Source organism: Aeromicrobium sp. Root236 (assembly GCF_001428805.1).
Lineage (GTDB): Bacteria > Actinomycetota > Actinomycetes > Propionibacteriales > Nocardioidaceae > Aeromicrobium.
Genome location: NZ_LMIS01000001.1, coordinates 2,393,562 through 2,417,171, shown reverse-complemented (window position 1 = coordinate 2,417,171; position 23,610 = coordinate 2,393,562). Strand labels below are relative to the sequence as shown.

Annotated in this window: 24 protein-coding genes; 11 read left to right on the top strand and 13 right to left on the bottom strand. The window is 70.2% G+C overall.

The features are described from left to right. Positions 1 to 56 precede the first annotated feature (56 nt). Genes lpdA through ASE12_RS12120 form a run of 3 tightly spaced genes read right to left on the bottom strand, consistent with a single transcriptional unit; the run spans position 57 to position 2,739 of the window. Positions 57 to 1,457, bottom strand: coding sequence for a dihydrolipoyl dehydrogenase (gene lpdA, locus ASE12_RS12130; protein WP_056400801.1), 1,401 nt, complete (start codon positions 1,455 to 1,457; stop codon positions 57 to 59). A 46-nt stretch (positions 1,458 to 1,503) separates the two neighbouring features. After that, positions 1,504 to 2,343: a DUF5926 family protein gene (locus ASE12_RS12125; protein ID WP_056400798.1), complete on the bottom strand. Its 840-nt coding sequence runs from the start codon at positions 2,341 to 2,343 to the stop codon at positions 1,504 to 1,506. Between the two features lie 33 nt (positions 2,344 to 2,376). Continuing rightward, on the bottom strand, positions 2,377 to 2,739 hold the full coding sequence (locus ASE12_RS12120; RefSeq protein ID WP_162255484.1) for an ATP-binding protein: 363 nt from the start codon (positions 2,737 to 2,739) through the stop codon (positions 2,377 to 2,379). Between the two features lie 201 nt (positions 2,740 to 2,940). On the opposite strand from ASE12_RS12120, the gene ASE12_RS12115 reads away from it, so the two are divergent. Continuing rightward, positions 2,941 to 3,255 carry a rhodanese-like domain-containing protein gene (locus tag ASE12_RS12115; RefSeq protein ID WP_056400792.1) on the top strand — a complete coding sequence of 105 codons (315 nt, stop codon included), beginning with the start codon at positions 2,941 to 2,943 and terminating at the stop codon, positions 3,253 to 3,255. Here ASE12_RS12115 and ASE12_RS20710 read toward each other — a convergent pair. The 4 genes from ASE12_RS20710 to ASE12_RS12095 all read right to left on the bottom strand — a co-directional run bounded on the left by ASE12_RS20710 (position 3,252) and on the right by ASE12_RS12095 (position 6,452). Further along, complete coding sequence (locus ASE12_RS20710) at positions 3,252 to 4,385, bottom strand: CPBP family intramembrane glutamic endopeptidase (protein ID WP_056400787.1); 1,134 nt, start codon at positions 4,383 to 4,385, stop codon at positions 3,252 to 3,254. The genes ASE12_RS12115 and ASE12_RS20710 overlap by 4 nt on opposite strands. Before the next feature lie 75 nt (positions 4,386 to 4,460). After that, positions 4,461 to 4,733, bottom strand: coding sequence for an HU family DNA-binding protein (locus ASE12_RS12105; protein ID WP_200935516.1), 273 nt, complete (start codon positions 4,731 to 4,733; stop codon positions 4,461 to 4,463). Positions 4,734 to 4,839: 106 nt separating this feature from the next. Beyond that, on the bottom strand, positions 4,840 to 5,490 hold the full coding sequence (gene aat / locus ASE12_RS12100; RefSeq protein ID WP_056400784.1) for a leucyl/phenylalanyl-tRNA--protein transferase: 651 nt from the start codon (positions 5,488 to 5,490) through the stop codon (positions 4,840 to 4,842). Further along, positions 5,487 to 6,452, bottom strand: a complete 966-nt coding sequence (locus ASE12_RS12095) for a phosphotransferase (protein WP_056400782.1) — start codon at positions 6,450 to 6,452, stop codon at positions 5,487 to 5,489. Before ASE12_RS12095 ends, aat begins: the two co-directional genes overlap by 4 nt. Positions 6,453 to 6,524: 72 nt before the next feature. Between ASE12_RS12095 and ASE12_RS12090 the strand changes: the two genes are divergently transcribed. Further along, positions 6,525 to 7,199, top strand: a complete 675-nt coding sequence (locus tag ASE12_RS12090; RefSeq protein WP_056400778.1) for an EcsC family protein — start codon at positions 6,525 to 6,527, stop codon at positions 7,197 to 7,199. Between the two features lie 57 nt (positions 7,200 to 7,256). After that, on the top strand, positions 7,257 to 7,670 hold the full coding sequence (locus ASE12_RS12085) for a hypothetical protein (protein ID WP_056400775.1): 414 nt from the start codon (positions 7,257 to 7,259) through the stop codon (positions 7,668 to 7,670). Here ASE12_RS12085 and ASE12_RS12080 read toward each other — a convergent pair. From ASE12_RS12080 to ASE12_RS12070, 3 genes are read right to left on the bottom strand one after another with little or no spacing between them, the layout of a single operon-like run. Beyond that, complete coding sequence (locus ASE12_RS12080) at positions 7,667 to 8,581, bottom strand: hydroxymethylglutaryl-CoA lyase (protein WP_056400773.1); 915 nt, start codon at positions 8,579 to 8,581, stop codon at positions 7,667 to 7,669. The two genes, ASE12_RS12085 and ASE12_RS12080, sit on opposite strands and share 4 nt — an antisense overlap. Next, the gene (locus ASE12_RS12075) at positions 8,578 to 10,428 is read right to left on the bottom strand and encodes a biotin carboxylase N-terminal domain-containing protein (protein ID WP_056400768.1); all 1,851 of its coding nucleotides are present in this window, start codon (positions 10,426 to 10,428) and stop codon (positions 8,578 to 8,580) included. Before ASE12_RS12075 ends, ASE12_RS12080 begins: the two co-directional genes overlap by 4 nt. Before the next feature lie 2 nt (positions 10,429 to 10,430). Beyond that, positions 10,431 to 11,972 carry a carboxyl transferase domain-containing protein gene (locus tag ASE12_RS12070; protein ID WP_056400765.1) on the bottom strand — a complete coding sequence of 514 codons (1,542 nt, stop codon included), beginning with the start codon at positions 11,970 to 11,972 and terminating at the stop codon, positions 10,431 to 10,433. 54 nt (positions 11,973 to 12,026) lie between these two features. Here ASE12_RS12070 and ASE12_RS12065 point away from each other — a divergent pair, with 54 nt between their 5' ends. Further along, the gene (locus ASE12_RS12065; protein ID WP_056400762.1) at positions 12,027 to 12,578 is read left to right on the top strand and encodes a TetR/AcrR family transcriptional regulator; all 552 of its coding nucleotides are present in this window, start codon (positions 12,027 to 12,029) and stop codon (positions 12,576 to 12,578) included. Here ASE12_RS12065 and ASE12_RS12060 read toward each other — a convergent pair. Next, positions 12,517 to 13,434, bottom strand: a complete 918-nt coding sequence (locus tag ASE12_RS12060) for an EamA family transporter (RefSeq protein WP_056400758.1) — start codon at positions 13,432 to 13,434, stop codon at positions 12,517 to 12,519. The two genes, ASE12_RS12065 and ASE12_RS12060, sit on opposite strands and share 62 nt — an antisense overlap. Positions 13,435 to 13,506: 72 nt before the next feature. Here ASE12_RS12060 and ASE12_RS12055 point away from each other — a divergent pair, with 72 nt between their 5' ends. Beyond that, positions 13,507 to 14,412 carry a LysR family transcriptional regulator gene (locus ASE12_RS12055; protein WP_056400756.1) on the top strand — a complete coding sequence of 302 codons (906 nt, stop codon included), beginning with the start codon at positions 13,507 to 13,509 and terminating at the stop codon, positions 14,410 to 14,412. Positions 14,413 to 14,444: 32 nt separating this feature from the next. Next, positions 14,445 to 14,975, top strand: a complete 531-nt coding sequence (locus ASE12_RS12050; protein ID WP_056400753.1) for a hypothetical protein — start codon at positions 14,445 to 14,447, stop codon at positions 14,973 to 14,975. Positions 14,976 to 15,060: 85 nt separating this feature from the next. Here ASE12_RS12050 and ASE12_RS12045 read toward each other — a convergent pair whose 3' ends face one another. Beyond that, the gene (locus ASE12_RS12045) at positions 15,061 to 15,924 is read right to left on the bottom strand and encodes a hypothetical protein (protein ID WP_056400751.1); all 864 of its coding nucleotides are present in this window, start codon (positions 15,922 to 15,924) and stop codon (positions 15,061 to 15,063) included. 29 nt (positions 15,925 to 15,953) lie between these two features. Continuing rightward, a complete protein-coding gene (locus tag ASE12_RS12040) occupies positions 15,954 to 17,480 on the bottom strand; it encodes an MFS transporter (RefSeq protein ID WP_056400749.1) in 1,527 nt (508 codons plus the stop codon). Positions 17,481 to 17,577: 97 nt separating this feature from the next. On the opposite strand from ASE12_RS12040, the gene ASE12_RS12035 reads away from it, so the two are divergent. The 5 genes from ASE12_RS12035 (at position 17,578) to ASE12_RS12015 (ending at position 23,594) form a co-directional block, all read left to right on the top strand. Further along, a complete protein-coding gene (locus tag ASE12_RS12035) occupies positions 17,578 to 18,105 on the top strand; it encodes a TetR/AcrR family transcriptional regulator (protein WP_056400744.1) in 528 nt (175 codons plus the stop codon). 63 nt (positions 18,106 to 18,168) lie between these two features. Then, positions 18,169 to 19,296: a glycerophosphodiester phosphodiesterase gene (locus ASE12_RS12030; RefSeq protein ID WP_056400742.1), complete on the top strand. Its 1,128-nt coding sequence runs from the start codon at positions 18,169 to 18,171 to the stop codon at positions 19,294 to 19,296. Between the two features lie 40 nt (positions 19,297 to 19,336). Continuing rightward, positions 19,337 to 19,609, top strand: coding sequence for a DUF2277 domain-containing protein (locus tag ASE12_RS12025; protein WP_056400739.1), 273 nt, complete (start codon positions 19,337 to 19,339; stop codon positions 19,607 to 19,609). Positions 19,610 to 19,719: 110 nt separating this feature from the next. After that, positions 19,720 to 22,902, top strand: coding sequence for a bifunctional lysylphosphatidylglycerol synthetase/lysine--tRNA ligase LysX (gene lysX / locus ASE12_RS12020; RefSeq protein WP_056400736.1), 3,183 nt, complete (start codon positions 19,720 to 19,722; stop codon positions 22,900 to 22,902). Further along, on the top strand, positions 22,899 to 23,594 hold the full coding sequence (locus ASE12_RS12015) for a DUF998 domain-containing protein (protein WP_056400734.1): 696 nt from the start codon (positions 22,899 to 22,901) through the stop codon (positions 23,592 to 23,594). The genes lysX and ASE12_RS12015 overlap by 4 nt, the downstream gene beginning before the upstream one ends. Positions 23,595 to 23,610 lie beyond the last annotated feature (16 nt).

Below are 23,610 nucleotides of genomic sequence, written 5' to 3'. Positions count from 1 at the left end.
CGGCGCCCCTTGCGCCGCTCACCCCCCAGACGACGCAACCCCGTCAGGTGTGACAGCTACAGGTTGATCATGTGGCCGGCGAGGCCGTGGAAGCCCTCCTGCAGCGCCTCGCTGAGCGTCGGGTGCGTGTGCACGTTGCGGGCCAGCTCGAGCGCTCCGAGGTCCCACTTCTGCGCGAGCGTCAGCTCCGGCAGCAGCTCGGCGACGTCGGCACCGATGAGGTGCCCGCCCAACAGCTCCAGGTGCTCGCCGTCGGCGATCAGCTTGATGAACCCTCCGGGCTCACCCAGTCCCTGCGCCTTGCCGTTGGCCGTGAACGGGAACTTGGCGACCTTGACGTCGTAGCCCTCGTCGCGCGCCTGCTGCTCGGTCAGCCCGAAGCTCGCGACCTGCGGCTGGCTGAACGTCGCCCGCGGCATCATCCGGTAGTCGCCGAGCTCCTGCGTCTCCGCGTTGCCGATCGTCTCGGCCGCGACCACGCCCTGCGCCTCCGCCACGTGGGCGAGCTGCAGCTTGGCGGTCACGTCACCGATCGCGTAGATGTGCGGGACGTTCGTACGCATGCGGCCGTCGATCGCGATCGCCCCGCGGTCGGTCAGCTCCACACCGGTCTTCTCGAGCCCGAAGCCCTCGACGCGGGGCGCAAACCCGACCGACACGAGGACCCGGTCGGTCTCGATCGTGGTGCTGGCACCGTCCTTGCCGGTGTAGGTCACGGTCACGCCGTCGCGGTGGTCGGTCACGTACTCGACCTTGGTCGACGTCAGGATCGGGATGCCGAGCTTGCGGTAGGCCTTGGTGATCTCCTTGGAGACCTCCACGTCCTCGTTGGGCAGCGCCCGGTCGAGGAACTCCACGATCGTCACGTCGACGCCGTAGCTCCTGAGCACGTACGCGAACTCCATGCCGATCGCACCCGCGCCGACCACGAGCATCGTGCGCGGCAGGTCGCGGTCGAGGATCTGCTCCTCGTACGTCACGACGTTGGCGCTGGGCTTCACGCCCGGCAGCATCCGCACCGTCGACCCGGTCGCGATGATCGCGTTGGCGAACTCGACGGTCTCGGTTCCGCCGTCGGTCAGGGCGACCTCGAGGGAGTTGGGGCCGGTGAACGTTCCGCGGCCGTCGAGCTCGGTGATGCCGTTCTTCTTCATCAGGAAGTGGACGCCCTTGACCCGTCCGGCGGCGACCTCACGGCTGCGGTCGAACGCGACGCCGTAGTCGAAGCTGACGTCGCCGCGGATGCCGAACGTGTCCGCGTGATGCGTGAAGATCTGTGCGAGCTCGGCATTGCGGAGCAACGCCTTCGACGGGATGCACCCGACATTGAGGCACACGCCGCCCCAGTACTTCTCCTCCACCACGGCCACGCTCAGGCCGAGCTGGGCGGCGCGCACGGCAGCAACGTAACCACCAGGGCCGGCGCCGAGCACGACCACGTCATAGGAACTCGTCATGCTTCATTCAACCGCTTCACGCCACGCCGGATTCCCCCGGGGATCGTCAGCGGATCTGGACCTGGCCGCTCAGCAGGGCGGCGCGAGCCGAGCGCTGCTCGGAGGTCAGCGGGGTGTCGTCGGCGAGTGCCGCGTCGAGGCGGGTGCGGAACTCCAGAGCCGGCTTCTCGAGGTCGGCGGCCGATGCCTCGAACTCCCAGACCGGCACGAGCCGGCCGTGGGCGCGGAAGTGCCCGATCAGCTTGGTGTCCTCACCGAGGGTCTCCTCGCCGCGCACCTTCAGACGGGCGAGTGCGTCGAGCAGCGGCGTCTCCTCGTCGGTCATGACCCAGCGGAGGAAGCGCTGCGGACCCATCTCGGTCCAGTAAGCCGACTCGACCGACTCGAGCCGGACGGTCGGAGCGATCGTCTGGTTGGCCTCGGCCAGGAGCTCGGCGGTCTCAGGCCGGTCGTCCGTGCCCTCGACCCAGTAGTCGAAGCCCTCGTGGACCGCGACGTCGAAGCTGCTCGACGGGTCGATCAGGTCCTGCAGGCGCGGGCCGACCCCGGGCTCGGCCATGCGCACGGGCTGGCCCGGCTCCATCTCGAGCGCGGTCTCCACGACGTACGCGAGGTCCCGGCTGATGTCGCCGAAGTTGTGCGCGACCTGCAGGCCGACCCAGATCTCGCCGTCAGGACGGACGATGCCGGCGCCGTTGCCCGGCAGCAGCGAGCAGATACGCACGGACTGGCCTGAGGCCAGCGTGATCGTCGCGGTCGCCGAGGGGACGAACTCGCGCAGGGCGATCCAGTCGGCCTCGTGGGGGAGTCCTTCGAAGGTGCGCGCCACGAACGGCATGCGGTCCTTCTTGGCGGCCTTGTTCTTGAGTCGCGACTTCTTGCCCATGACGGGCGAGTCTATGCGGCTCGTGCGAACGGATCAGCGGGGGCTGAGGCCGAGCTCGGCGTTGACCCGCGTGCCGGTCGACATGTCGACCCACCAACGGTCGGCGACCCGGTTGATGATCGACAGACCACGACCGCTGAGCGAGTCCTCGTCGAAGTCGATCGGCTTGAGCGATCCACCCTTGCCGGCGTCGTAGACGCTGAGCTCGAGCAGCGTGCCGTTGATCGCCCAGGAGATCTCGATCGTGCCGTCGGAGGTCGGGACGCCGTGACAGACCGCGTTGGCGATCATCTCGCTGATCACGATCAGGGCGTTGTCGATGACCTCGGCGGATGCCCGGTTGACCGTCAGGAACGCGGCGAGGCGGGTGCGGGCGACGCCCGGCGTCGAGGCCACGAAGGGTAGGCGGATGGTGTCATGAGCCTTCATGACACACCACCCATCTGCAGACGAACACGAGGTGCCGCTGGTTCCGCAGGGGCGAAAGGCGACACGCGTATAGCCCAAAGTAACTACTCGAGGGGGTTCATCGCTACTCCCTGGGCAAAGAAGACACCCGTACGTGTCACATCACACCGCACGAGGGACCATGGAGACATGAGCGAATCCGGCATCCCCAGCACCGACATCCACGGCGTTCCCGAGGTCATTCCCGCCGATCTGGTCGTTCTCGACGTACGCGAGCCACACGAATGGGCGGCCGGCCACATCGCCGGCGCGATCCACATCCCGCTCGGCGAGCTGCCGAGTCGGGTCGGCGAGCTCGACCCCTCGGCGCGCACGCTCGTGGTGTGCCACGTCGGCGGCCGTTCCGCCCGGGCGACGGCCTGGCTGCACGCGCAAGGGCACGACGTCGTCAACCTCGAGGGCGGCATGGACGCCTGGGAGCAGGCCGGGCGACCCGTCAGCTAGCGCGTGCCCCAGTCCGGCGGCAGCTCGCCGGGGTAGTCCGGTGTCTCCGGATGCAGCCCCACCGAAGCAGGTGGGTTGGCCGGCCGGGGCTGCGGTGGCGCGGGGGGCCACTGCGGTGCGGCGTGCACCGGCGCAGGGGGATACCACTGCGGTGGCGGAGCCTGCTGGACCGGCGGCCACCAGTACGCATACGGGGGCGGCGGCCACATCGGAGCCGGTGGCGGCGGTGGCGGCGGGATCGGCGCGCGGGTCCGCTGCAGCCCGTAGCGGCGGGCCGCCAGCTCGACGAGGAACAGCAGGACGACGCTCGAGATGATCGTCGGGATGAGGTCCGTCGGCCCTGCGTCGCTGTCGTCGGTCGCCGAGAACATGCCCAAGGCGTCGAAGACGAACAGCACGACGTTGTTGGCGGTGTGTGCCGCGATGCCGGCCTCGAGGCCGCCGGTCCGGATCGTCAGCACCGCCGCCGTCAGGCCGAAGATGCCGACGTCGACCAGGCCCCACCACTCGTACGTGTGGCCCGCGACGAACAGCGGCACCGAGACGAGCACCGGGATGATCGCGAAGCGGGTCCACGACCCGACGAGCTGCATGAGGTAGCCGCGGAAGACGTACTCCTCGGCGGCCGCCTGGAACGGCGTCAGCAGCAGGACGAGGGCGATCGCGACGATCGTCCGGGTGCTGACGTGCGGTGCGCTGACGTCGGCCGGATCGGTCATCTCGCCGATCGCGACGGACCCGCCGATCGTCACGATGAACACCGCGAACGCGAGCACGGCCATGCGCGCCAGCCAGCCGACACGAAGCCGCCCGGCGACCGAGGAGAGGTAGCCGATGGGTCGTGGACCCGTGACCAGCACGGCGAGCAGCACGGCTGGGATCAGGATGACCAGCGAGAGCATGTCGAGGGCGAAGAAGTCCAGGTGCTGCAGGTCGAGGTCGCCGGCAGCGTCGGTCCAGGCGTCGAACTTGTCGATGCCGGACTCGGCCGAGAAGACGACCAGTGCGATCAGCAGCAGGACCATCCCGAGGCCCATGTAGATCGCGAACGCCAGGAGACCGGCGACCGGGAGCTTCCACCACGCGTACGCCGGAGTCTCCCGGGCGAGCCGGTGGTAGCGCGTGGACATGGCGGTCATCCTCACATCAGACATGGAACAGCGCCACCGGGATGTCCCGATGGCGCTGCGCGATGTCGTGCTGGGTTACTTGGCGGCGGCCTTGAGGCGCGAGCCGACGCTCACCTTGACGCCGAAGCCGGCGGGGATGTCGATGGTCTCGCCGGTCGAGGGGTTGCGGCCCGTGCGAGCGGCACGCGGGACGCGCTCGACGGACAGGATGCCGGGGATCGAGACCTTCTCGCCATTGCTGACGGAGTCGAGCAGGATCTCGCTGAAGGACGAGAGGACGGCGTCGGCCTCGGCCTTGCTGGTGCCGGCCTTCGAAGCGAGGGCAGCGACGAGGTCGTTGCGTGAGATAGCCACAAAAGCTCCTTGTGAGTGAATGGGTGTGTCGACAGTCTATGAACCCGTGGCGACGATTCAATCGCGCCCCCACAAGGAGTCCCGCTCCCTGGCCCTGCTATCACCGCCAGGCGGCGGGTGGTTCGGCGTCGACGAGCGGGGCGATGGCTCGCAGATAGCGTTCGCGGGACCACTCGGTGACACCCAGCGAGCCGAGGTGGTCGGTACGCCATTGGGTGTCGATCAGGCCCTCGTCACCCACCACCTCGACGAGGCCCATCAGCGCGACCTTGGAGGCATCCGTCGCGCGGTGGAACATCGACTCGCCGGCGAACAGCCGCCCGATGCTCAGTCCGTACAGGCCGCCGACGAGCTGCCCGTCGGCGTCACGCGTCTCGATGGAGTGCGCCCAGCCCAGGCGATGCATCCGCACGTACGCCTCGCGGATGTCCGGGTCGATCCACGCGCCGGTCCGGGACGGGTCGGCGCACGCGTCGATCACCTCCTCGAACGACTCGTCGACCGTCACCTCGTACCGCTTGCGTGACCGGGCGAGCGAGCGGCTCACGCGCAGGTCAGACGGCACGAGGACACCGCGGCGCATCGGTGACCACCACAGCAGCAGGCCGTCGTGCGGCATCGGGAACGCGCCCCGCCGGTACGCCTCGAGGAGCGTTCCCGGCTCGAGGTCGGCGCCCGCCGCGACGCAGTCCTCGTCGGGCCAGTCCGCGGGATCGAAGACCCACGGCGTCGGCTCCAGGGGAGCCCTCATGAGTCGAGCACGCGCGACAGGTGGCGGATCGGGCCCTCGCCCCAGTCCTTCCACTCCGCCGCGCTCGCCTCGTCGAGGAACGCCGACCAGCTCGCCGCCCGGTTGACCGCCTGCGTCAGCTCGACCGTGGCGAACATGTCGTCCACGTCGCGCGGGTCGACCTGCCACGTGTCGGCGTACGCCTCGAGCACCGGCTCCCACGGGATCGACGCGAGCGAGGTGATCCACCCGTACGGCACGCAGAGCGCCTCGACCGCGTGCGCCCACTGCCCGTCGCCGAAGTCGAACACGCGCATCGACCCGTCGTCGAGCGCGAACACGTTGTTGGGGTGCACGTCGCCGTGCTGCCACGTGGCCGGCAACCGGCTGTGGGCCAGGACGTCGACGGCATCCGCGATGGCCGGCCGGACGGCTGTCAGCCGAAGCTTCAGGTCCGCGTCGACGCGAGCGGGATGGTCGGCGGGGTGCTGCGAGAAGATCTCGACGATGCGGTCGAACCGGTCCAGCACGGTCGGTGGGGAGTAGTCGGGCAGGCCCGCAGCGAGGAGGCGGTCGCGGTGCGGGGCCGCCGCCTGCTGGATCCGGGCCACCTCGACGACGACCCGTTGCCAGTCCTCGACCGTCGGCTCGCGTGTCTCGCGCAGGGTGGCGCCCCGGTCGCGGGTCAGCATCCAGCCCCGATCCGCGTGGATCGCGTACGGCGCATCGACAGAGGCCGGGGCCAGGCGCGCGAGCTCGAGCTGGAGCGCCGGCTCGAATGCCAGGGCCGCCGCGTTGGCCTTGAACCACAGACGGCCCGCCGAGGTGGGCACCGTGAGCTGCGTCGACCACGGGCGTACGCGCGGCTGCTCGATCGACCCGCTCAAGCTGTCGCCCTGCAGCTCCAGCTGCTCGAGGATCCAGCCCTCGGCGTCCTGCCGCCAGTCGTCACCGACGACGCGCTCGGAGAAGGGGCGAGCCATGCCCACAGCGTAGGGCCAGATGCGGATCGCGCTCGGAGATGCCGCCCTCTCGTGCCCGCCTATGCTGGACCGATGGGAGTTCGCCGCAGTGTCGCCATGACCGCAGGCGCCAAGCTCGCGCCGGCGATCGCGTCGGGCTACGTCCGTACGGTGCTCGACCACGCGATCGACGGCATCGGACCCTTGCGCTCGGCGGCCGCGTCGGCCGACACCAAGCTCGTCGACCACGGCGGTGACGTCGAGAAGGCGATTCGCGGCCTGATCCGCCTGCACTCCGGCCTTGCCGGGGTGCAGGGCTTCGTGACCAACCTGGGCGGCTTCTCGACGCTCGCGGTGTCGGTCCCGGCCAACGTCGTCGGTGTCACTGTCGTGCAGTGCCACCTCGTCGCGGGCATCGCACACCTGCGCGGCTATGACCTCGAGGACCCGCGGGTGCGCAACGCGATCCTCGCCTGCATGCTCGGCGAGGACGCCGTCACCGGGTTGGTCAAGCGGCACCGGTTGCCCTCGTCGCCGATGGCCCTCGCCACCTCGCCGGTGCACGATCCGGTGCTCGACGAGACGCTGTCGCGCGAGGTCACCGCCGAGCTCGTCGCGCGTACGGCCGGACGTCGGGCCGTGACGCTGATCGGGCGCCGGGTGCCCCTTCTCGGTGGCGCCGTCGGGGGCTCGAGCGACGCCTTGGCGACGTGGCACGTGGGCCACTTCGCCGCCGACGAGCTGCGCGACCGCCGGCTGGCGACCTGACCTCGAGCCCTTGCCGGCTCCTCCGAGATGTCAGACCTGACACCTACCGTCGTACGCATGACGCTCGAAGCCGTGATCCTCGCGCTGCGCGAGTCGTGGGGCCCCGACACCTGCGCCCCGGAGGACGTCGCCGACTGGACCCCTGACAACCCGGCCCGCGGCCAGTGCGCCACGACGGCCTTGGTGCTGCACGACTTCTTCGGCGGCTCGCTCGTCACCGGTGAGGTGTTCGTCGATCCGCCGACCGGCTCGGGCCCCATGGAGCGCGTGGACTTCCACTGGTGGAACCGGCTGCCCGACGGCGAGCAGGTCGACATCACGCTCGAGCAGTTCGGCCCGCACGAGCACGTCGTCGGTGGCATCGACGTCCTGCGGCCCACCGGCCCGACTCGGCTCGACCGGCAGTACGCCTTGCTGTCCGCGCGCGTCTCCGCACGCCTCGCCCAGTCATGGGGGTCGTTGGGGGCCTAGCCGAGGGCGCGGACGACGGCGCTGGCCGGCTCCTTGCCGAGGACGCCGGACATCCAGGTGCTCGTCCGCACCAGCGCCTCGAGGTCGACGCCGTGCTCGATGCCGAGCCCGTTCAGCAGCCACACGAGGTCCTCGGTCGCCAGGTTGCCGGTGGCACTCTCGGCGTACGGGCAGCCGCCGAGTCCGCCGGCCGACGCGTCGAACGTCGTGATGCCGTGCCGCAGCGCGGCGTACGCGTTGGCGAGCGCCTGACCGTAGGTGTCGTGGAAGTGCATCGCCAGCCGTTCGACGCCGACGCCCGCGGCGCCGAACGCGTCGATCAGGGCTCCCACATGGGCCGCCGTGCCGACCCCGATCGTGTCGCCGATCGACAGCTGCGTCGCCCCGAGGTCGAGCAGCCGCGTGCCGGTGCTGACGACCTGCTCGACCGGCACGTCGCCCTCCCACGGGTCCCCGAAGCACATCGAGACGTACGCCCGCACGTCCAGCCCGGCCTCGCGCGCCCGGCTGACCACGGGTTCGAACATCGCGAACTGCGAGTCCAGCGTCGAGTTGAGGTTCTTCTGGGCGAACGTCTCGGTCGCACTCCCGAAGATCGCGATGTGACTGCAGCCGGCCTCGAGCGCTCGGTCGAGCCCGCGCTCGTTGGGCACCAGCACCGGCAGCGGAGTCGGCCCGTCGAGCGGCAGCCGCGCCACGAGGTCAGCGGCGTCGGCAAGCTGCGGGACCCACTTCGGGTGGACGAAGCTCGTCGCCTCGACGATCGGCAGGCCGGCCGCGATGAGTCGGGTGATGAACTCGGCCTTGTCGTCGAGCGACACGATCGCCGACTCGTTCTGGAGCCCGTCGCGCGGCCCGACCTCGTAGATCGTGACGGCCGATGGCAACGCCGGGTCGCGGACCACGGTCATGCCGGCTCCACCGTGAACAGGAGGTGCTTGATCGGCACCTGGTCGCCGACAGCGGCGCCGACGTGGGAGACCACGCCGTCGTAGGGCGCCTGCAGCGCGAGCTCCATCTTCATCGCCTCGACGACCCCGAGCTGCTGGCCGAGCGTGACGACGTCACCCTCGGCGACGTCGACCTTGAGCACGGTGCCGGGCATCGGCGAGACGAGGTCGGCGTCGGTCGAGGCTCCGAGGTGGTGGCCACCCCGCATCGGGTCGGGGGTGTCGAGCCGCCAGTTCTGCCCGTGCCACGCGATCGTCAGGCCCTCGGCGTCGGCGATCGCCAGCAACCCACCCTCGACGTCGTCGTCCGTGAACGTGAACTCCCACGGCTTGCCTGCCTCGTCGACGAGGACGACCCGCGTTGGGGCCGGTTCGGCGCCGGCACGCCAGCCGTCGTTGGCCGACCACGGCGAGCCACCTTCGGGATGCGTGAAGCTCGCCCACAGCTGCGCGGCGGCGCGAGCTGCATCGGCTGACAGCTCCGGCGGGGTCAGCAGGTCGATCGACGCGTCGCTGTCGAGCCACGCGGTGTGCACGTCGCCGACGGCGAAGTCGCGACTGGCGACCAGGCGGCGTACGAATCCGAGGTTGGTCGTCACGCCGAAGATACCGGTGTCGTCGAGCGCCGCGACCATCCGGTGCCGCGCGTCCTCACGGTCGTTGCCGGCGACGACGATCTTGCCGAGCATCGGGTCGTACGCCGTGGAGACCTCCTGGTCGGCACCGAGATCGGTCTCGACCCGCGCGTCCTCGGGCCACGCAGCGTCCAGCACGTGGCCCGCCTGCGGCAGGAACCCGGCGTACGGGTCCTCCGCGTAGACCCGGACCTCCATCGCGTGGCCCGTCGCGGCGATCTGGTCCTGGCTCAGCGGCAACGGCTGACCGGCGGCGACGAGCAGCTGCCACTGCACGAGGTCGAGCCCGGTGATCTCCTCGGTGACCGGGTGCTCGACCTGCAGGCGGGTGTTCATCTCGAGGAAGTAGGCCCGGCCGTCGGCGACGAGGAACTCGACCGTGCCGGCGCCCGTGTAGCCGACCTCGCGGCACAGCGCGACGGACGAGTCGTGGAGCGTACGACGCAGCTCGTCCGTCAGCCCGTACGCCGGCGCCTCCTCGACGACCTTCTGGTGACGGCGCTGCACCGAGCAGTCGCGCTCGAAGAGGTGCACGACGTTGCCGGCGGTGTCGCCGAAGACCTGCACCTCGACGTGCCGGCCGGCCTCGACGTACTTCTCGACCAGCAGGGTGTCGTCGCCGAACGCCGACGCGGCCTCACGTCGGGCCGCGTCGATCGCCGCGGACAGGCCAGCGGCCTCCCGGACGATGCGCATGCCCTTGCCGCCGCCACCCGCCGCCGCCTTGACGAGCACGGGGTACGCATCGGCGGGCACGGCCTCGGCGTCGAACTGCGGAGTGACGGGTACGCCCGCACGCTCGGCGATCGCCCGTGCCCGGTCCTTGCGGCCCATCGCGTCCATGACGTCGGCGGTCGGCCCGATGAACACCATTCCGGCATTGACCACGGCGCGGGCGAACTCGGCGCGCTCGGACAGGAAGCCGTACCCGGGATGGATCGCCTCCGCGCCGGACTCCTTGGCCGCGGCGAGGACTCGCTCGATCGACAGGTAGGACTCGGTGGCCGGCGTGGGGCCGAGGTGCACCGCGTCGTCGGCGAACCGTACGTAGGGAGCGTCCGCGTCGGCGTCGGAATAGACCGCGATGCTGCGGAGCCCGGCCTCACGGCACGCCCGGATCACCCGACGGGAGATCTCACCTCGGTTGGCGATCAGGACACTGGTGAACGTCATCGCTACATCCTGAAGAGGCCGAAGTTCGGCTCTGGGGTCGGAGTGGCGGCAGCGAGCTGGAGGCCCATGCCGAGGACGCGGCGGGTGTCGACCGGATCGATGATCCCGTCGTCCCACAGCCGCGCGGTGGAGTAGTAGGGGGAGCCCTTGCGCTCGAACTGCTCGCGGATCGGGTCGCGGAACGCCGCCTCGTCCTCGGCCGACCACTCCTCGCCCCGCGCCTCGAGGCCGTCGCGCTTGACCGTCGCGAGCACCGCCGCGGCCTGCTCGCCACCCATGACCGAGATGCGCGCGTTGGGCCACATCCACAGGAACCTCGGGTCGTACGCCCGGCCGCACATGCCGTAGTTGCCCGCACCGTACGAGCCGCCGATCACGACCGTGAACTTCGGCACGACCGACGAGGCGACCGCCGTGACGAGCTTGGCGCCGTCCTTGGCGATGCCGCGGTTCTCGTACTCCTGGCCGACCATGAACCCGGTGATGTTCTGCAGGAACACCAGCGGGATGCCGCGCTGGTTGGCGAGCTGGACGAAGTGCGCGCCCTTGAGCGCCGACTCGCTGAACAGGATGCCGTTGTTGGCCACGATCGCCACGGGATAGCCCCAGATGCGGGCGAAGCCGCACACCAGCGTCTCGCCGTAGAGCGGCTTGAACTCGTGGAGCCGCGAGGCGTCGACGATGCGGCGGATGACCTCACGCACGTCGTACGGCGCGCGGGTGTCGACCGGGACCACGTCGTAGAGCGTCTCGGGATCCTCGGCCGGCGGCACCGGCTCGTGCGGCGGCTCGGGGCTCGGCGGCCGCTCGAGGGTGCCGACGATCGAACGTACGATCTGCAGCGCGTGCTCGTCATCGTCGGCCAGGTGGTCCACGACGCCGGAGACGCGGGCGTGCACCTCGCCACCGCCGAGGTCCTCGGCCGACACGACCTCCCCGGTCGCGGCCTTCACGAGCGGCGGGCCGGCCAGGAAGATCGTGCCCTGGTCCTTGACGATGACGGTCTCGTCGCTCATCGCCGGGACGTACGCCCCTCCGGCGGTGCACGAGCCCATGACGGCGGCGATCTGCGGAATCTGCTGCGCCGACATGCGGGCCTGGTTGAAGAAGATGCGGCCGAAGTGCTCGCGGTCGGGGAACACCTCGTCCTGCATCGGGATGAACGCGCCGCCGGACTCGACGAGGTAGACGCACGGCAGGTTGTTCTGCTCGGCGATCGTCTGTGCCCGCAGGTGCTTCTTGACCGTCAGCGGGAAGTAGGTGCCGCCCTTGACCGTCGCGTCGTTGGCGACGATGACGCAGTCGTGTCCGCTGATCCGGCCGATCCCGACGATGATGCCGGCGCTCGGGACGTCGTCGTCGTACACGCCGTCGGCCGCGAGAGGCGCGATCTCGAGGAACGGGGAGCCCGGGTCGAGCAGGTGGTCGATGCGATCACGCGGCAGCAGCTTGCCGCGCGCGACGTGGCGATCGCGCGCCGCCTGGCTCCCGCCCACACGGGCGGCGGCGAGCCGCGCACGCAGCTCTTCGACAAGTTCTCGCATGCCGACAGGTTAACAGTCGTTAACCAGCGGGCGCCACTGGCCTAGAGTGAGTCCGTGAGCACGACACGTCGCCAGCAGATCCTCGACACGGCCGCGGCACTGTTCGCGGAGAGAGGCTTCCACGGCGTCTCGGTGCACGACATCGGCGGCGCCTGCGGCATCTCCGGCCCGGCGCTCTACAAGCACTTCGCCGGCAAGGACGACATCCTCACGCAGGCGCTCACGGCGATCAGTGAGCAGCTCCTCACGGAGGGCTCCGCGCGAGCCGCCGCCGCAGCCGACCCCGCCGACGCGCTGGACGCGCTCATCGCGTGGCACATCGACTTCGCGCTCGGGCACCCAGCGCTCATCGTGATCCAGGAGCGGGAGTGGGCCAACCTCGACGCCGCCGGGCGCAAGGAGGTGCGGTCACTCCAGCTGGCCTACATCGACATCTGGGTCGACGTCGTACGCCGCCTGCGCAGCGACCTCGAGGCTGCCGAGGCGCGAGCCGTCGTGCAGGCCACGTTCGGGCTGCTCAACTCCACGCCCCACAGCGCCCGCATCAGCGAGTCGGCGATGCGAGCTCGTCTCTCGACGATGGCTCACTCGGCTCTGCTCGCCTAGAGGAGCGGCGGCTGATCGTCGCCGCCGCGACACCGGCGAGCATGACCGCGCCGCCGACCAGCTCGAGGACGCTCGGCACCTCGTCCTGCACGATCCACGCTGTGGCGATGCCCACGACCGGGACCAGCAGGACGAACGGCACGACGGCGCTCGCCGGATAGCGGGCCAGCAGGCTGTTGAAGATCCCGTAGCCGATCAGCGAGGCGCCGATCGCCGTGTACGCCGTGCTGGCGATCGCGACCGCCGACAGGTGCGTCAGGGCATGGCCGACCTCGCCGCCGCCGTCGACCACGAGCGACAGACCGAGCGCGGGGAGCGGCACGACGGGGGCCGACCAGACGACGAGCGAGAACCCCGACGAGATGCCCGCCTGGCGCGCGATGACGTTGCCGATCGCCCACGACGTCGCCGCGCCCAGCATCACGAGGACCGGGACGACCGGTGCTGTTGCGCCGTGCGCCACCACGACGATCAGGAGTCCCGCCGTGCCGAGCGAGGCGCCGACGACCTGACGCCGGCTCGGCGACTCCTTGAGCACGACCGCGGCGATGACGATCGTGAAGATCACCTGGGCCTGCAGCACGAGCGAGGCGAGCCCGGCCGGCATGCCGAGCTCGAGCGCGATGTAGAGCAGGCTGAACTGGCCGAGGCTCATGAACGAGCCGACGGCCACGACGGTGCGCCATTCGGCCTGCGGGCGAGGGACGAAGAACACCAGCGGCAGGGCGACGAACGTGAACCGCATGGCCAGGAACAACAGTGGCGGCACGTCGGCGAGTCCCTCGTCGATCACCACGAAGTTGGCGCCCCACAGCACCATCACGAGGACGGCGAGCGAGCTGTGCTTGAGCGACATGGGTCCAGTCTCTCCCGCTCGACGATGAAGCACCAGCGATGCTTTCTGAACACAACAGCGTACTGTTGCTTCATGATCGACCTCGGAGCGCTGCGCTCGCTGATCGCGGTGCGCGACCACGGCAGCATCGTGTCGGCCGCCGCCGCTCTCGACTTCACGCCGTCCGCGGTCTCGCAGCAGATCAAGAAGCTCGAGCGGCAGAGCCGGTCGCCGATGCTCGAACGGGTGGGCCGCAGCGTGATCCTCACCGAGCGCGGCCGACTGCTGGCCGAGCGGGGCACGCTGCTGCTCGCCGATCTCGAGCAGGTCGAGAACCTCGCAGTCGGCGGCGCAGAGGAGCTGCGCGGCACGTTCCGCATCGCGTCGTTCTCGACCGCGTCGCGCGGCATCGTGGCACCGCTCCTCGCACGGTTGCGCACCACGGCGCCGGACCTCGACGTCACGGTGCTCGAGGTCGACCCTCGCGAGGCGGTCACGTTGGTCGAGCGCGGCGGCACCGACCTGTCGATCGTGCACGACTGGAGCACGATGCCGCTCGAGGTGCCGACGACCCTCGAGCAGCACCAGGTCCACGTCGACCGCGCCGACGTGCTGCTGCCCTGGGACCACCGGCTCTCGCTGCGGGACACCGTCACCCCGATGGACCTCATCGGGGAGCGGTGGGTGACGACACCCGCCGGCACGATCTGCAACGACTGGCTCGTGCACATGTTCGCGATGCACGGGGCCAAGCCCGACATGCGCTACTTCGACGGGTCCTACTCGACGCACTCGGCCATGGTCGAGCAGGGCGTCGCGATCGCCCTCGTCCCACGCCTCGGCCGCGAGACACTGTCCCCACGCGTCCGGGCCGTGCCGGTCGTCGACCCGACGCCGACGCGGCGAGTCAGCTCGGTCTGGCGAGCGTCCAGCCGGGAGAACCCCGCGCGTCTGCACGTGCACCGCGAGCTCGAGGACCTCTTCCCCCAGGTGCCCTAGGATTTCGCGCAACCCGGATCCAGGAGCGCGACATGGTCAGTCTCGGCAAGCTGCTCGGCGGCAACCTCGACATCAAGAAGGTGCAGCAGGTCGTCGACCTGGTGTGGGACAACAAGGACGAGCTCGCCGACAGCGCGAAGCTCGCCAAGGAGATCCCCGACTTCATCCGTACGCTCGCCGGCGGTCTCTCGGAGGCCGGTGACCAGGCCCGCGCGGCCGGCCTCGCCCTGGTCGGTGCGGACGGCACGTCAGGGGCCACGACTCGGCTCGGCAACAGCGCCACGACTCTGGGCTCGATCGCGGACAACCTCACGACCGTTGCGAAGTTCGTCGCTGACGCCGCCGATGACGTCGAGAAGGTGCCGATGATGGGTGGCCCGGCCAAGCAGCTCGGGGGAGCGGCCAAGACGATCCGCGACACCACGTCGGGGCTCGGCGGCCTGGCCGACGACCTCGTCGGCCTCGCCGAGATCCTCGGCAACGTCGGCGCCGCCCTCACCAAGCTCGGCGACAGCCTCGACACCTCGGGCACCAAGGCGACCGGCTTCGTGACCTCCGCCTAGGGCGGCGGTTCACCAAGTTCTCCTGGTGAACCGCCACTCCTCAGGGCGCACACACCCTGAGGGGTGGCGGTCTGCCGTGCGGGGTCTAGGGCGCGTTGAGCGGGTCCTGCTCGACGCCGAACCCGCAGTGCTTGGCGACGAAGTCGAAGATCTGCTTCTTCTGCGGCTCGGTGAACCGGAGGAAGAAGAACGCCTTGCCGGACTGCTTGCTGGCGACGTGCAGCGGCATCGTGGCACCCGTCCGGTCCTCCGCGACGACGTGGATGTCGCACCGGTTCGGGATGATCTCCAGCACCGTGCGGTACGTCCCGCTGCCCGCCACGAGCTCGTGGTCGATGTTCGACCCGGGCGCGGGCTTGAGCAGCGTCGTGCCGTCCACTGGCCCGATCCGCACCGGGCCACCGCTGTCCTTGGCGGTGAACGTCATGCCGACCTTGAGCACCGAGTCGCGACCCTTGCCCTCGACCGGGAGCTCGTCGTCGACCTTGAGGCTCGCGATCGTGCTCTCGGCACAGTCACGCTTCATGAACAGGGCGACGCTGCCGTAGTGATCCTTGGGCTTCACGACCGACGTGCGCTCCGCACCCTCACCCACTCGGTACGTCACGCGGGCCGTCGCGTCGATCCCGGAGCCGGACTCCTTCGTCGGGCAGCTCGCCGGCGCCATCGACATCGTCAGGTTGACCGTCGCGCCGGCCGGGATCGTCGCCGGGCCCTCGTACGTCGACGCCTTCCCGAGGCGCGTCGAGGTCAGCCTGGCGGCCGACACGGTGACCGGCTTAGCGCCCTTGTTGACGACCTGGAGCTGGAAGTGGCGGTTCTGCAGGTCCTGGCGAGCCTGCTCGACGCGGAACGTGACGCCCTTGGGCACGTCGGCTAGCCCGTCACCGTCACTGCCGCCGCACGCGGTCAGCGGCAGCAGGAGGAGCAGGGCGAGCGCGCGACGCATGTGCACGATCGTAGGGCGATCAGGGCAGGTCAGGCATCCTTGAGCGTCCGCCACGACACGACGGCCGCGGCCAGCGCGACGATGATCGCGGTCGCCGACGTGAGCTGCACGCCGAGATCGAACGCCTCGTGCGCCGAGCGGACCATCGCCTCACCCACGCCGTTGGGGTAGAACTTCGCGTACTCGACCGTGCCGCCGAGCGTCTCGAACGTCTGGTCGTTCTCGCCCCACTTGGCCACCGCCGGCACCGTCAGGTGCGAGCGGTACGTCGAGGTGAGGATGCTGCCGAGCACCGCAGTGCCCAGCACGGCACCCACCTCGTACGCCGTCTCGGAGATCGCCGACGCCGCACCGGCCTTGTAGGGCGGCACGCTCGACAGCATCAGGTCGTTGGTCAGCGTCTCGGCCAGGCCGATGCCGAGCCCGAGCACCGAGAACGCGACCAGGATCGAGACGGTCGACGGGGTGCCGATGAAGGCGGCGATCGCGTACCCGGCGGCGGACAGCCCGAAGCTGCCGGCCACCAGCGCCCGCGCCGGGAACACCCGCACGAGCCGGACAGCCGCGAACCCGGCGATGACGGTGACGAGCAGGCCCGGCAGCAGCACCGTCGCCGCCGACAGCGGGGACAGGCCGACCACGAGCTGCAGGAACTGGGCCGCGAAGAACATGAACCCGGCGTAGCCCATGAGGCTCAGCAGGTTGGCCATGATCGCGCCGCTGAACACCCGATCGGAGAACAGGGTCATGTCGATCATCGGGTCGACGAGGCGGTGCTGCCGGCGTACGAACAGCACACCGCTGACGATGCCGACGCCTAAGCCGATCAGCGCCGCGTCGTTGAAGCCGTGCTCGGCGACCTGCTTGATGCCGACCACGAACGGGAGCATCGCGGTCATCGACAGCACGATGCTGACGGCGTCGATGCGACCAGGGCGGGGGTCACGCGACTCCGGCAGCAGGAACACGGCCGCGACGAGGAAGATCCCGATGATCGGCACGTTGATGAAGAACACCGAGCCCCACCAGAAGTGCTCGAGCAGCCAGCCGCCCATGACCGGGCCGAGAGCTGCGCCACCGGCGAACATCGAGGCCCACGTGGCGATCGCCAGCCGGCGGTCACCGCTGTGCGCGAAGATGTTGCGGATCAACGACAGCGTCGACGGCATGAGCGTCGCGCCGAACACACCGAGCAGCGCGCGCGAGGCCAGCAGCGCCTCGGCGTTGGGGCTGAACGCGGCGCACACCGAGGCGACGCCGAAGCCGACGGCGCCGATCAGCAGCAGCCGGCGGCGGCCGATCCGGTCGCCGAGGCTGCCCATCGCGACGAGCAGGCCCGCGAGCATCAGCGGATAGATGTCGACGAGCCAGAGCATCTGCTCGCCCGTCGGCCGCAGGGCCGTGCTGACCTGCGGCAGGGCGAAGCTCAGCACCGTGTTGTCGATCGAGGTCAGCAGGACGGGCAGCATGAGGACGCCCAGGGCCAGCCACTCGCGCAGCCCCGCGCGGGGTGCATCGAGCTGCTCGGCGCGGTAGCGCGGGTCGATCGTGGTCATGGGGATCCTCCTTCCGGCAAGACGGCCAACTATACCGTCCAGACGGTACAGTCAACGAAGCGGAGCCGGGTGATATTCCTCTCTGTAAGGTGTGCGCATGGCGGCTGCGGACAGATCGACGAGAGACCGGCTGCTCGATGCGTTCGAGACGCTTCTCGTGACGGCCGGCAGCCGCGCCGCGACGCTGGATGCGGTCGCCGCCGAGGCCGAGGTCTCCAAGGGCGGACTGCTCTACCACTTCCACAGCAAGGACGAGCTCGTCGAGGGCATGCTGTCCCGGCTCCGCGAGCAGGGGGAGGCCGACGTCGCCAAGATGCGCACGGCCAAGAAGGGCCCCGTCGAGTTCTACCTCGCCACCTCGGTCAACACCGGCAGCAACTTCGACCGCGCGCTCGTCGCCGCCGGACGCATCGCCCAGGAGAACGACTCCCGCGCCTCGGCGGCACTGGCCGATCTCCGCGAGGGCTGGTTCACGGTGCTGCGCGAGCACCTCGGCGACGAGTCGCTCGCCCGCACGATCCAGCTGATCGGCGACGGTCTCTACTTCGACGACACCACGGGGCTGACGGAGAAGAATGCCCTCAAGCACGTCCGCGCGGTGCTGAAACGCCTCGACGTCCTCTAGGAGTTCACCGGCTGTCGAGGTGACGTGCACGCGTACGTCATCCGGCGCCCCTGCACTCGAGGCATGACACTCCTTCACCCGTACGTCCGCCGCACGGCACACGCCCTGGGCATCGCCGCCATCGCCACCGGAGCCGTCGCCGTACCTGCGACCGCCGCCGACAAGGCACCCGCCAAGACCCATCACCAGGCCGTCACGGTGTTCGCGCACCGCGGCGCCTCGGGCTACCGGCCCGAGCACACGCTCGCGGCGTACGCGCTCGCGATCAAGCTGGGCGCCGACTACATCGAGCCCGACCTCGTCAGCACCAAGGACGGTGTCCTCGTCGCCCGTCACGAGAACGAGATCAGTGGCACGACCGACGTCGCCGACCACCCGGAGTTCGCCCAGCGCAAGACCACCAAGACCGTGGACGGCGTCGCCGAGACCGGCTGGTTCACCGAGGACTTCACCCTCAAGGAGCTCAAGACGCTGCGGGCCAAGGAGCGGCTCCCCGCCGTCCGCCCGGGCAACACCCGCTACGACGGACGCTACGAGATCCCGACGTTCGACGAGGTCCTCGCCCTCGCCAACGCCGAGAGCCGCAAGCGCGGCCGCACGATCGGAGTGGCGCCGGAGACCAAGCACCCGACCTACTTCCGCTCGATCGGCCTGCCTCTGGAGAAGCCGCTCCTGCGGTCGCTCACGCGCTACGGCCGCAACTCCAAGCACGGCAAGGTCGTGATCCAGTCGTTCGAGACCGGCAACCTGCGCCGCCTCGCCCACCAGACCCGGGTCCCGCTGGTCCAACTGACGTCGGCGACCGGCGCACCGTACGACCTGAAGGTGGCCGGCGACCCGCGCACGTACGCCGACATCATGACGCCGGCCGGGCTGCGTGACGTGGCCACGTACGCCGACTGGCTCGGGCCGGAGAAGAACAGCATCATCCCGCGTGACGCCCAGGGCTTCCTGACGTCGCCGACGCCGTTGATCAAGAACGCGCACCGGGCCGGGCTGAAGGTCGTGGCCTACACGTTCCGCGACGAGAACCAGTTCCTGCCCACCGACTATCGCGACGGCACCGACCCCAACGCGAAGGGTGACATCTTCGCCGAGCTCAACACGTTCTTCGAGGCCGGCCTCGACGGCGTCTTCGCGGACTACACCGACAGCGCGGATGCCGCGCGCGACTGGTGGGAAGAGAGCTAGAACCCTGTCGCGAGCGGGCTCGGAGTTCTAGGGTTGACGCATGTGCCGCAACATTCGTACCCTCCACAACTTCGAGCCCGCCGCGACCAACGACGAGGTCCAGGCCGCCGCGCTGCAGTATGTCCGCAAGATCAGCGGGGCGACCAAGCCGTCCAAGGCCAATGAAGAGGCGTTCAACCGCGCGGTCGCCGAGATCGCCCACATCACCGGACACCTCCTCGAGGACCTGGTGACGACGGCGCCGCCCAAGGACCGCGAGGTCGAGGCGGCCAAGGCCAAGGCCCGGTCGGCCGCCAGGTTCGCCTCCGCCTGACACTCGTCCCGTCGGCGGCCCGGCCGGTTCGGTGCCCCGACGTATGGTGAACCTCGCCATTGCGCGGCCGAGGGGCACCGCGCCCACGCGTCACAGATTGGGCGATCACCATGCCGCGTCTCACGATTGCGCCGTCGCGCACCGCCTGGGTGCCGCGCGGCGCCGGCGTCTTCCTCGCCGTTTGGGCCATCGCATGTGCGGTGCTGACCCTGTTCGTCCCGCTGCGTCACCTGACGCGCCCGGTGTGGACCGCGCTCGACGACTACGTCCTGTTCCTGTCACCCAACCTCGCGTGGGCCGCGTTCCTCGGACTGCTCGCGGCAGCCGTCGCCGCACGCAAGCGCCCGGCGTGGTGGGTCCTCGTCGGCCTGCTGATCGTGAACCTCTCGAGCTCCAGGCTCCTGGTCGACGGTGTCAGTCCGCGGTCGCTCGCCAGCACAGTTGTCGCGGCCGGCGGGCTGGTCATCGTCGCCGTGGCCCGCGGCCAGTTCACCACCGCCGTGAGACGGGCGTCGTTCGGCAAGGCGCTCGTGGTGCTCGTGCTCGGCATCACGGTGAGCACGCTCGCCGGCACGGCCCTCGTCATGCTCGTGCACGGCGACCTCCCCGCCGCCCAGCGGCTCTCGTGGACGCTCAACAAGGTCGGTGGTGGCCTCGTGGAGAACGGTGTGTTCGACGGCCGGCCACCCGAGTGGGTCGGTGACCTCCTCGGGCTGCTCGGTGCGCTGTCACTGCTCGGGGCGGTCGCGACGATCTTCCAGAGCCAGACCCTGAGGGCCGAGCTCGGTCCTCCGGAGGAGCGGGCGTTGCGAGCCCTGCTCGGGATCCACGGTGGCCAGGACTCCCTGGGCTATTTCGCCACCCGGCGCGACAAGGCTGTGGTGTTCGCCCCCAACGGTCGCGCCGCGGTGCTCTATCGCGTCGAGATCGGCGTCTGCCTCGCCAGCGGCGATCCCATCGGTGATCGCGCGTCGTGGCCGGCGGCGATCGCGGCGTGGCAGCGCATCGCCGACGACCACGGCTGGGCGCAGGCCGTCATGGGTTCCAGCGAGGCCGGCGCGCATGCGTACGAACGGGCCGGGCTCACCGCCATCCAGCTCGGCGACGAGGCGATCATCGAGACCCATGGCTTCAGCCTGCGTGGTCCCGACATGCACGTCGTACGCCAGGCCGTTCGTCGCGTCGAGCGTCAGGGATACACGGCCCGCATCCGGCGGCACGGCTCGGTCGGCGCAGCTGACATGGCTCGGGTGATCGACCGCGCCGAGAAGTGGCGTGGCGACGAGACCGAGCGCGGGTTCTCCATGGCGCTTGGTCGTCTCGGCGATCCCGCCGACGCGGCGTGCGTCCTGGTCGAGGCGTTGGACGGCGCGGGTGAGCTGCGGGCGCTCCTGTCGTTCGTGCCGTGGGGCCCGAACGGGATGTCGCTCGACCTCATGCGGCGCGACCCGACGGCTCCCAACGGGGTGATCGAGTTCATGGTGTCGGAGCTGACCCGCCAGGGTCCGGCGCTGTCGGTGATGCGCGTGTCGCTCAACTTCGCCGTGTTCAGGGCCGCGTTCGAGGAGGGCAACCGCATCGGTGCCGGACCGGTCCTCCGGGCCTGGCGCCGACTCCTCATCCTGCTGTCGCGGTGGTGGCAGCTCGAGGCGCTGTACCGCTCGAACGTGAAGTTCTCGCCGACGTGGAACCCGCGATTCCTCTGCTACGCCGACGCCCGGATGCTGGCCCGGATCGGCGTCGCCTCCGGGATGGCGGAGGGATTCGTGACGATCCCCGCCTGGATGCGCAGCACGAAGGGCATCGCGCCCCCCGGCCTCAGCACAGAGCAGCTCGAGCAGATCACCGCCGACCTGCTCGCGGAGACCGCCCGCGCACACGCCGATCCGCTGCCGCCGGCGCGGTGCAGGACCAGGCACGCCAAGCTCGAGACGCTGGAGACGTACGGGATGGCGCCCTATCCCGCGGCCGGCAGTCCTCGTCCCGTCGCCGGCGCGGTCGAGGCACCCGGGCAGGTGATCGTGTCGGGGCGGATCGTGCAGCTCCGCGACCACGGCGGCGTCGTGTTCGTCGACCTGCGGGACTGGACCGGCGACGTCCAGGTGGTCCTGGCCCGTGACGAGATGCCGGCCGAGTCCCTCGCGGCCTTCCGCCGGAGCTGTGACACCGGCGACCTCGTCGACGTCACGTGCCGCCCGAGGACCACGGACACCGGGCACCGGTCGCTGTTCGCCTCGTCGTGGCGGATGAGCGCGAAGTCGCTCCATCCGCCCGGCGCCGATGACCGTGCCGGCGACGCGGATGCCTGCTCCGTGCTCCGCACCCGGAGCGCGGTGATCCGCAGCCTCCGCTCCGCCATGGAAGGGCGGGGCTTCACCGAGGTCGAGACGCCGATCCTCCAACCTGTCCACGGGGGCGCGAACGCCCGCCCGTTCGCCACGCACCTTCACGCGTACGACCTGGACCTCACGCTGCGGATCGCGCCCGAGCTCTATCTCAAGCGGCTGTCCGTCGCCGGGATGGAACGCGTCTTCGAGATCGGCCGGGTGTTCCGGAACGAGGGGATCGACCGGCGTCACCATCCCGAGTTCACCTCGCTCGAGGCCTACCAGGCGCACGCTGACTACGCGGACATGCGCACGCTGTGCAGGTCCCTGATCCTCGACGCCGCCACCGCCGCCCATGGGGACGCCGTCGCCCAGCACCCCGTGCTCGGCCGCTGCGACCTGACCGCCGACTGGCCCGTCGTCACGGTGCACGAGGCGGTCTCCGCCGCCCTCCAGGAGACGGTCGACCTGGACACTCCGGTCGCGTTGCTGACGAAGCTCTGCCAGGTCCACGACGTCGCGGTGCCCGACACCGACGACCCCGGCCGGCTCGTCGTGGAGCTCTACGAGGCGCGGGTCGAGCCCGCCACGATGATGCCGACGTTCTACACCGACTTCCCGTCGACGGTCTGCCCCTTGACCCGTTCGAAGGACGCCGAGCCGGCCATCGCCGAGCGCTGGGACCTGGTGGCGTTCGGCATGGAGATCGCGACGGCATACAGCGAGCTCACCGATCCCGTCGAGCAACGCCGGCGGCTGCGTGCGCAGTCGTTGCTGGCCGCCGGAGGCGACGTCGAGGCCATGCAGCTCGACGAGGACTTCCTCGCCTCGCTCGAGCGAGGCATGCCGCCCACAGGCGGGCTCGGGCTCGGCGTCGACCGGCTCCTCATGATGCTGACCGGCCGGCCGATCCGCGACGTCGTCGCGTTCCCGCTGACCAGGGGCCGCACCGGGAAGCACCCGTGAGCCGGATCGCCAGGCTGCTGCTGCTTGCCGGCGGCCTCCTGTACGCCAACTGGGTCGTCCAGCTGGTCCTGCCCGGACAGCTCAGCGTGTTGACCAGCTACGTCAGCGAGCTCTCCGCCCTGTCCCGCCCGTACCACCAGGTGTTCCGTTCGCTGGACGTCCTGAGCGGGACCCTCGTGATGGCCGGCGCGATGTGGGGACTCGCCGTGGGACGGCGCGATCGCCCGGCCGCGACGGCGTGGGGTGCGCTTGCCCTGTTCGGGCTCTCCAACGTCCTCGACGCGCTGACCCCCCTCCCGTGCACCCTGACGGTCGACGCCGCGTGCAGCTCCTCGACGCCGCATGACGCCTGGGGATGGGTCGGCGACCCCCACCTCTACGCGAGTCTCGGTGAGGAGGTGTTCTTCGCCGTGGCCCTCGTGGCCGTGGTGGTCGCCCTCCGCTCGGGTGGGGCGACGGTCGCCACCAGAGGTCGGGCCGAGGTGCTCGGGGCCATCGCGATCTGCGCGAGCCTGGTCGCCGGGCTCCTGACCGCACAGCTCAACTTCCTCGGTCACGACATGCTGCTGGGCCTCGCGCAGCGCATCGAGGTCCTGCTGATGGCGCTGTGGGTCGCGTTCATCCCCGCGGAGCTCGTCGAGCCGCCGCGTCGATCACGGCGCGACACCCCTCGGTCGCTCCGGGTGCCGTGAGCTCCTCGGCTCGAGA

Bases quoted from the DNA above. Each gene is read 5' to 3' on its own strand.
- ASE12_RS12070 (WP_056400765.1), bottom strand. From the start codon at position 11,972: ATGCGAGAACTTGTCGAAGAGCTGCGTGCGCGGCTCGCCGCCGCCCGT.
- ASE12_RS12095 (WP_056400782.1), bottom strand. From the start codon at position 6,452: ATGGCTCGCCCCTTCTCCGAGCGCGTCGTCGGTGACGACTGGCGGCAG.
- ASE12_RS12055 (WP_056400756.1), top strand. From the start codon at position 13,507: ATGATCGACCTCGGAGCGCTGCGCTCGCTGATCGCGGTGCGCGACCAC.
- ASE12_RS12125 (WP_056400798.1), bottom strand. From the start codon at position 2,343: ATGGGCAAGAAGTCGCGACTCAAGAACAAGGCCGCCAAGAAGGACCGC.
- lysX (WP_056400736.1), top strand. From the start codon at position 19,720: ATGCCGCGTCTCACGATTGCGCCGTCGCGCACCGCCTGGGTGCCGCGC.
- ASE12_RS12085 (WP_056400775.1), top strand. From the start codon at position 7,257: ATGACGCTCGAAGCCGTGATCCTCGCGCTGCGCGAGTCGTGGGGCCCC.
- aat (WP_056400784.1), bottom strand. From the start codon at position 5,490: ATGAGGGCTCCCCTGGAGCCGACGCCGTGGGTCTTCGATCCCGCGGAC.
- ASE12_RS12040 (WP_056400749.1), bottom strand. From the start codon at position 17,480: ATGACCACGATCGACCCGCGCTACCGCGCCGAGCAGCTCGATGCACCC.
- ASE12_RS12030 (WP_056400742.1), top strand. From the start codon at position 18,169: ATGACACTCCTTCACCCGTACGTCCGCCGCACGGCACACGCCCTGGGC.
- lpdA (WP_056400801.1), bottom strand. From the start codon at position 1,457: ATGACGAGTTCCTATGACGTGGTCGTGCTCGGCGCCGGCCCTGGTGGT.
- ASE12_RS12075 (WP_056400768.1), bottom strand. From the start codon at position 10,428: ATGACGTTCACCAGTGTCCTGATCGCCAACCGAGGTGAGATCTCCCGT.
- ASE12_RS12080 (WP_056400773.1), bottom strand. From the start codon at position 8,581: ATGACCGTGGTCCGCGACCCGGCGTTGCCATCGGCCGTCACGATCTAC.
- ASE12_RS12025 (WP_056400739.1), top strand. From the start codon at position 19,337: ATGTGCCGCAACATTCGTACCCTCCACAACTTCGAGCCCGCCGCGACC.
- ASE12_RS12050 (WP_056400753.1), top strand. From the start codon at position 14,445: ATGGTCAGTCTCGGCAAGCTGCTCGGCGGCAACCTCGACATCAAGAAG.
- ASE12_RS12060 (WP_056400758.1), bottom strand. From the start codon at position 13,434: ATGTCGCTCAAGCACAGCTCGCTCGCCGTCCTCGTGATGGTGCTGTGG.
- ASE12_RS12090 (WP_056400778.1), top strand. From the start codon at position 6,525: ATGGGAGTTCGCCGCAGTGTCGCCATGACCGCAGGCGCCAAGCTCGCG.
- ASE12_RS12035 (WP_056400744.1), top strand. From the start codon at position 17,578: ATGGCGGCTGCGGACAGATCGACGAGAGACCGGCTGCTCGATGCGTTC.
- ASE12_RS20710 (WP_056400787.1), bottom strand. From the start codon at position 4,385: ATGTCCACGCGCTACCACCGGCTCGCCCGGGAGACTCCGGCGTACGCG.
- ASE12_RS12115 (WP_056400792.1), top strand. From the start codon at position 2,941: ATGAGCGAATCCGGCATCCCCAGCACCGACATCCACGGCGTTCCCGAG.
- ASE12_RS12045 (WP_056400751.1), bottom strand. From the start codon at position 15,924: ATGCGTCGCGCGCTCGCCCTGCTCCTCCTGCTGCCGCTGACCGCGTGC.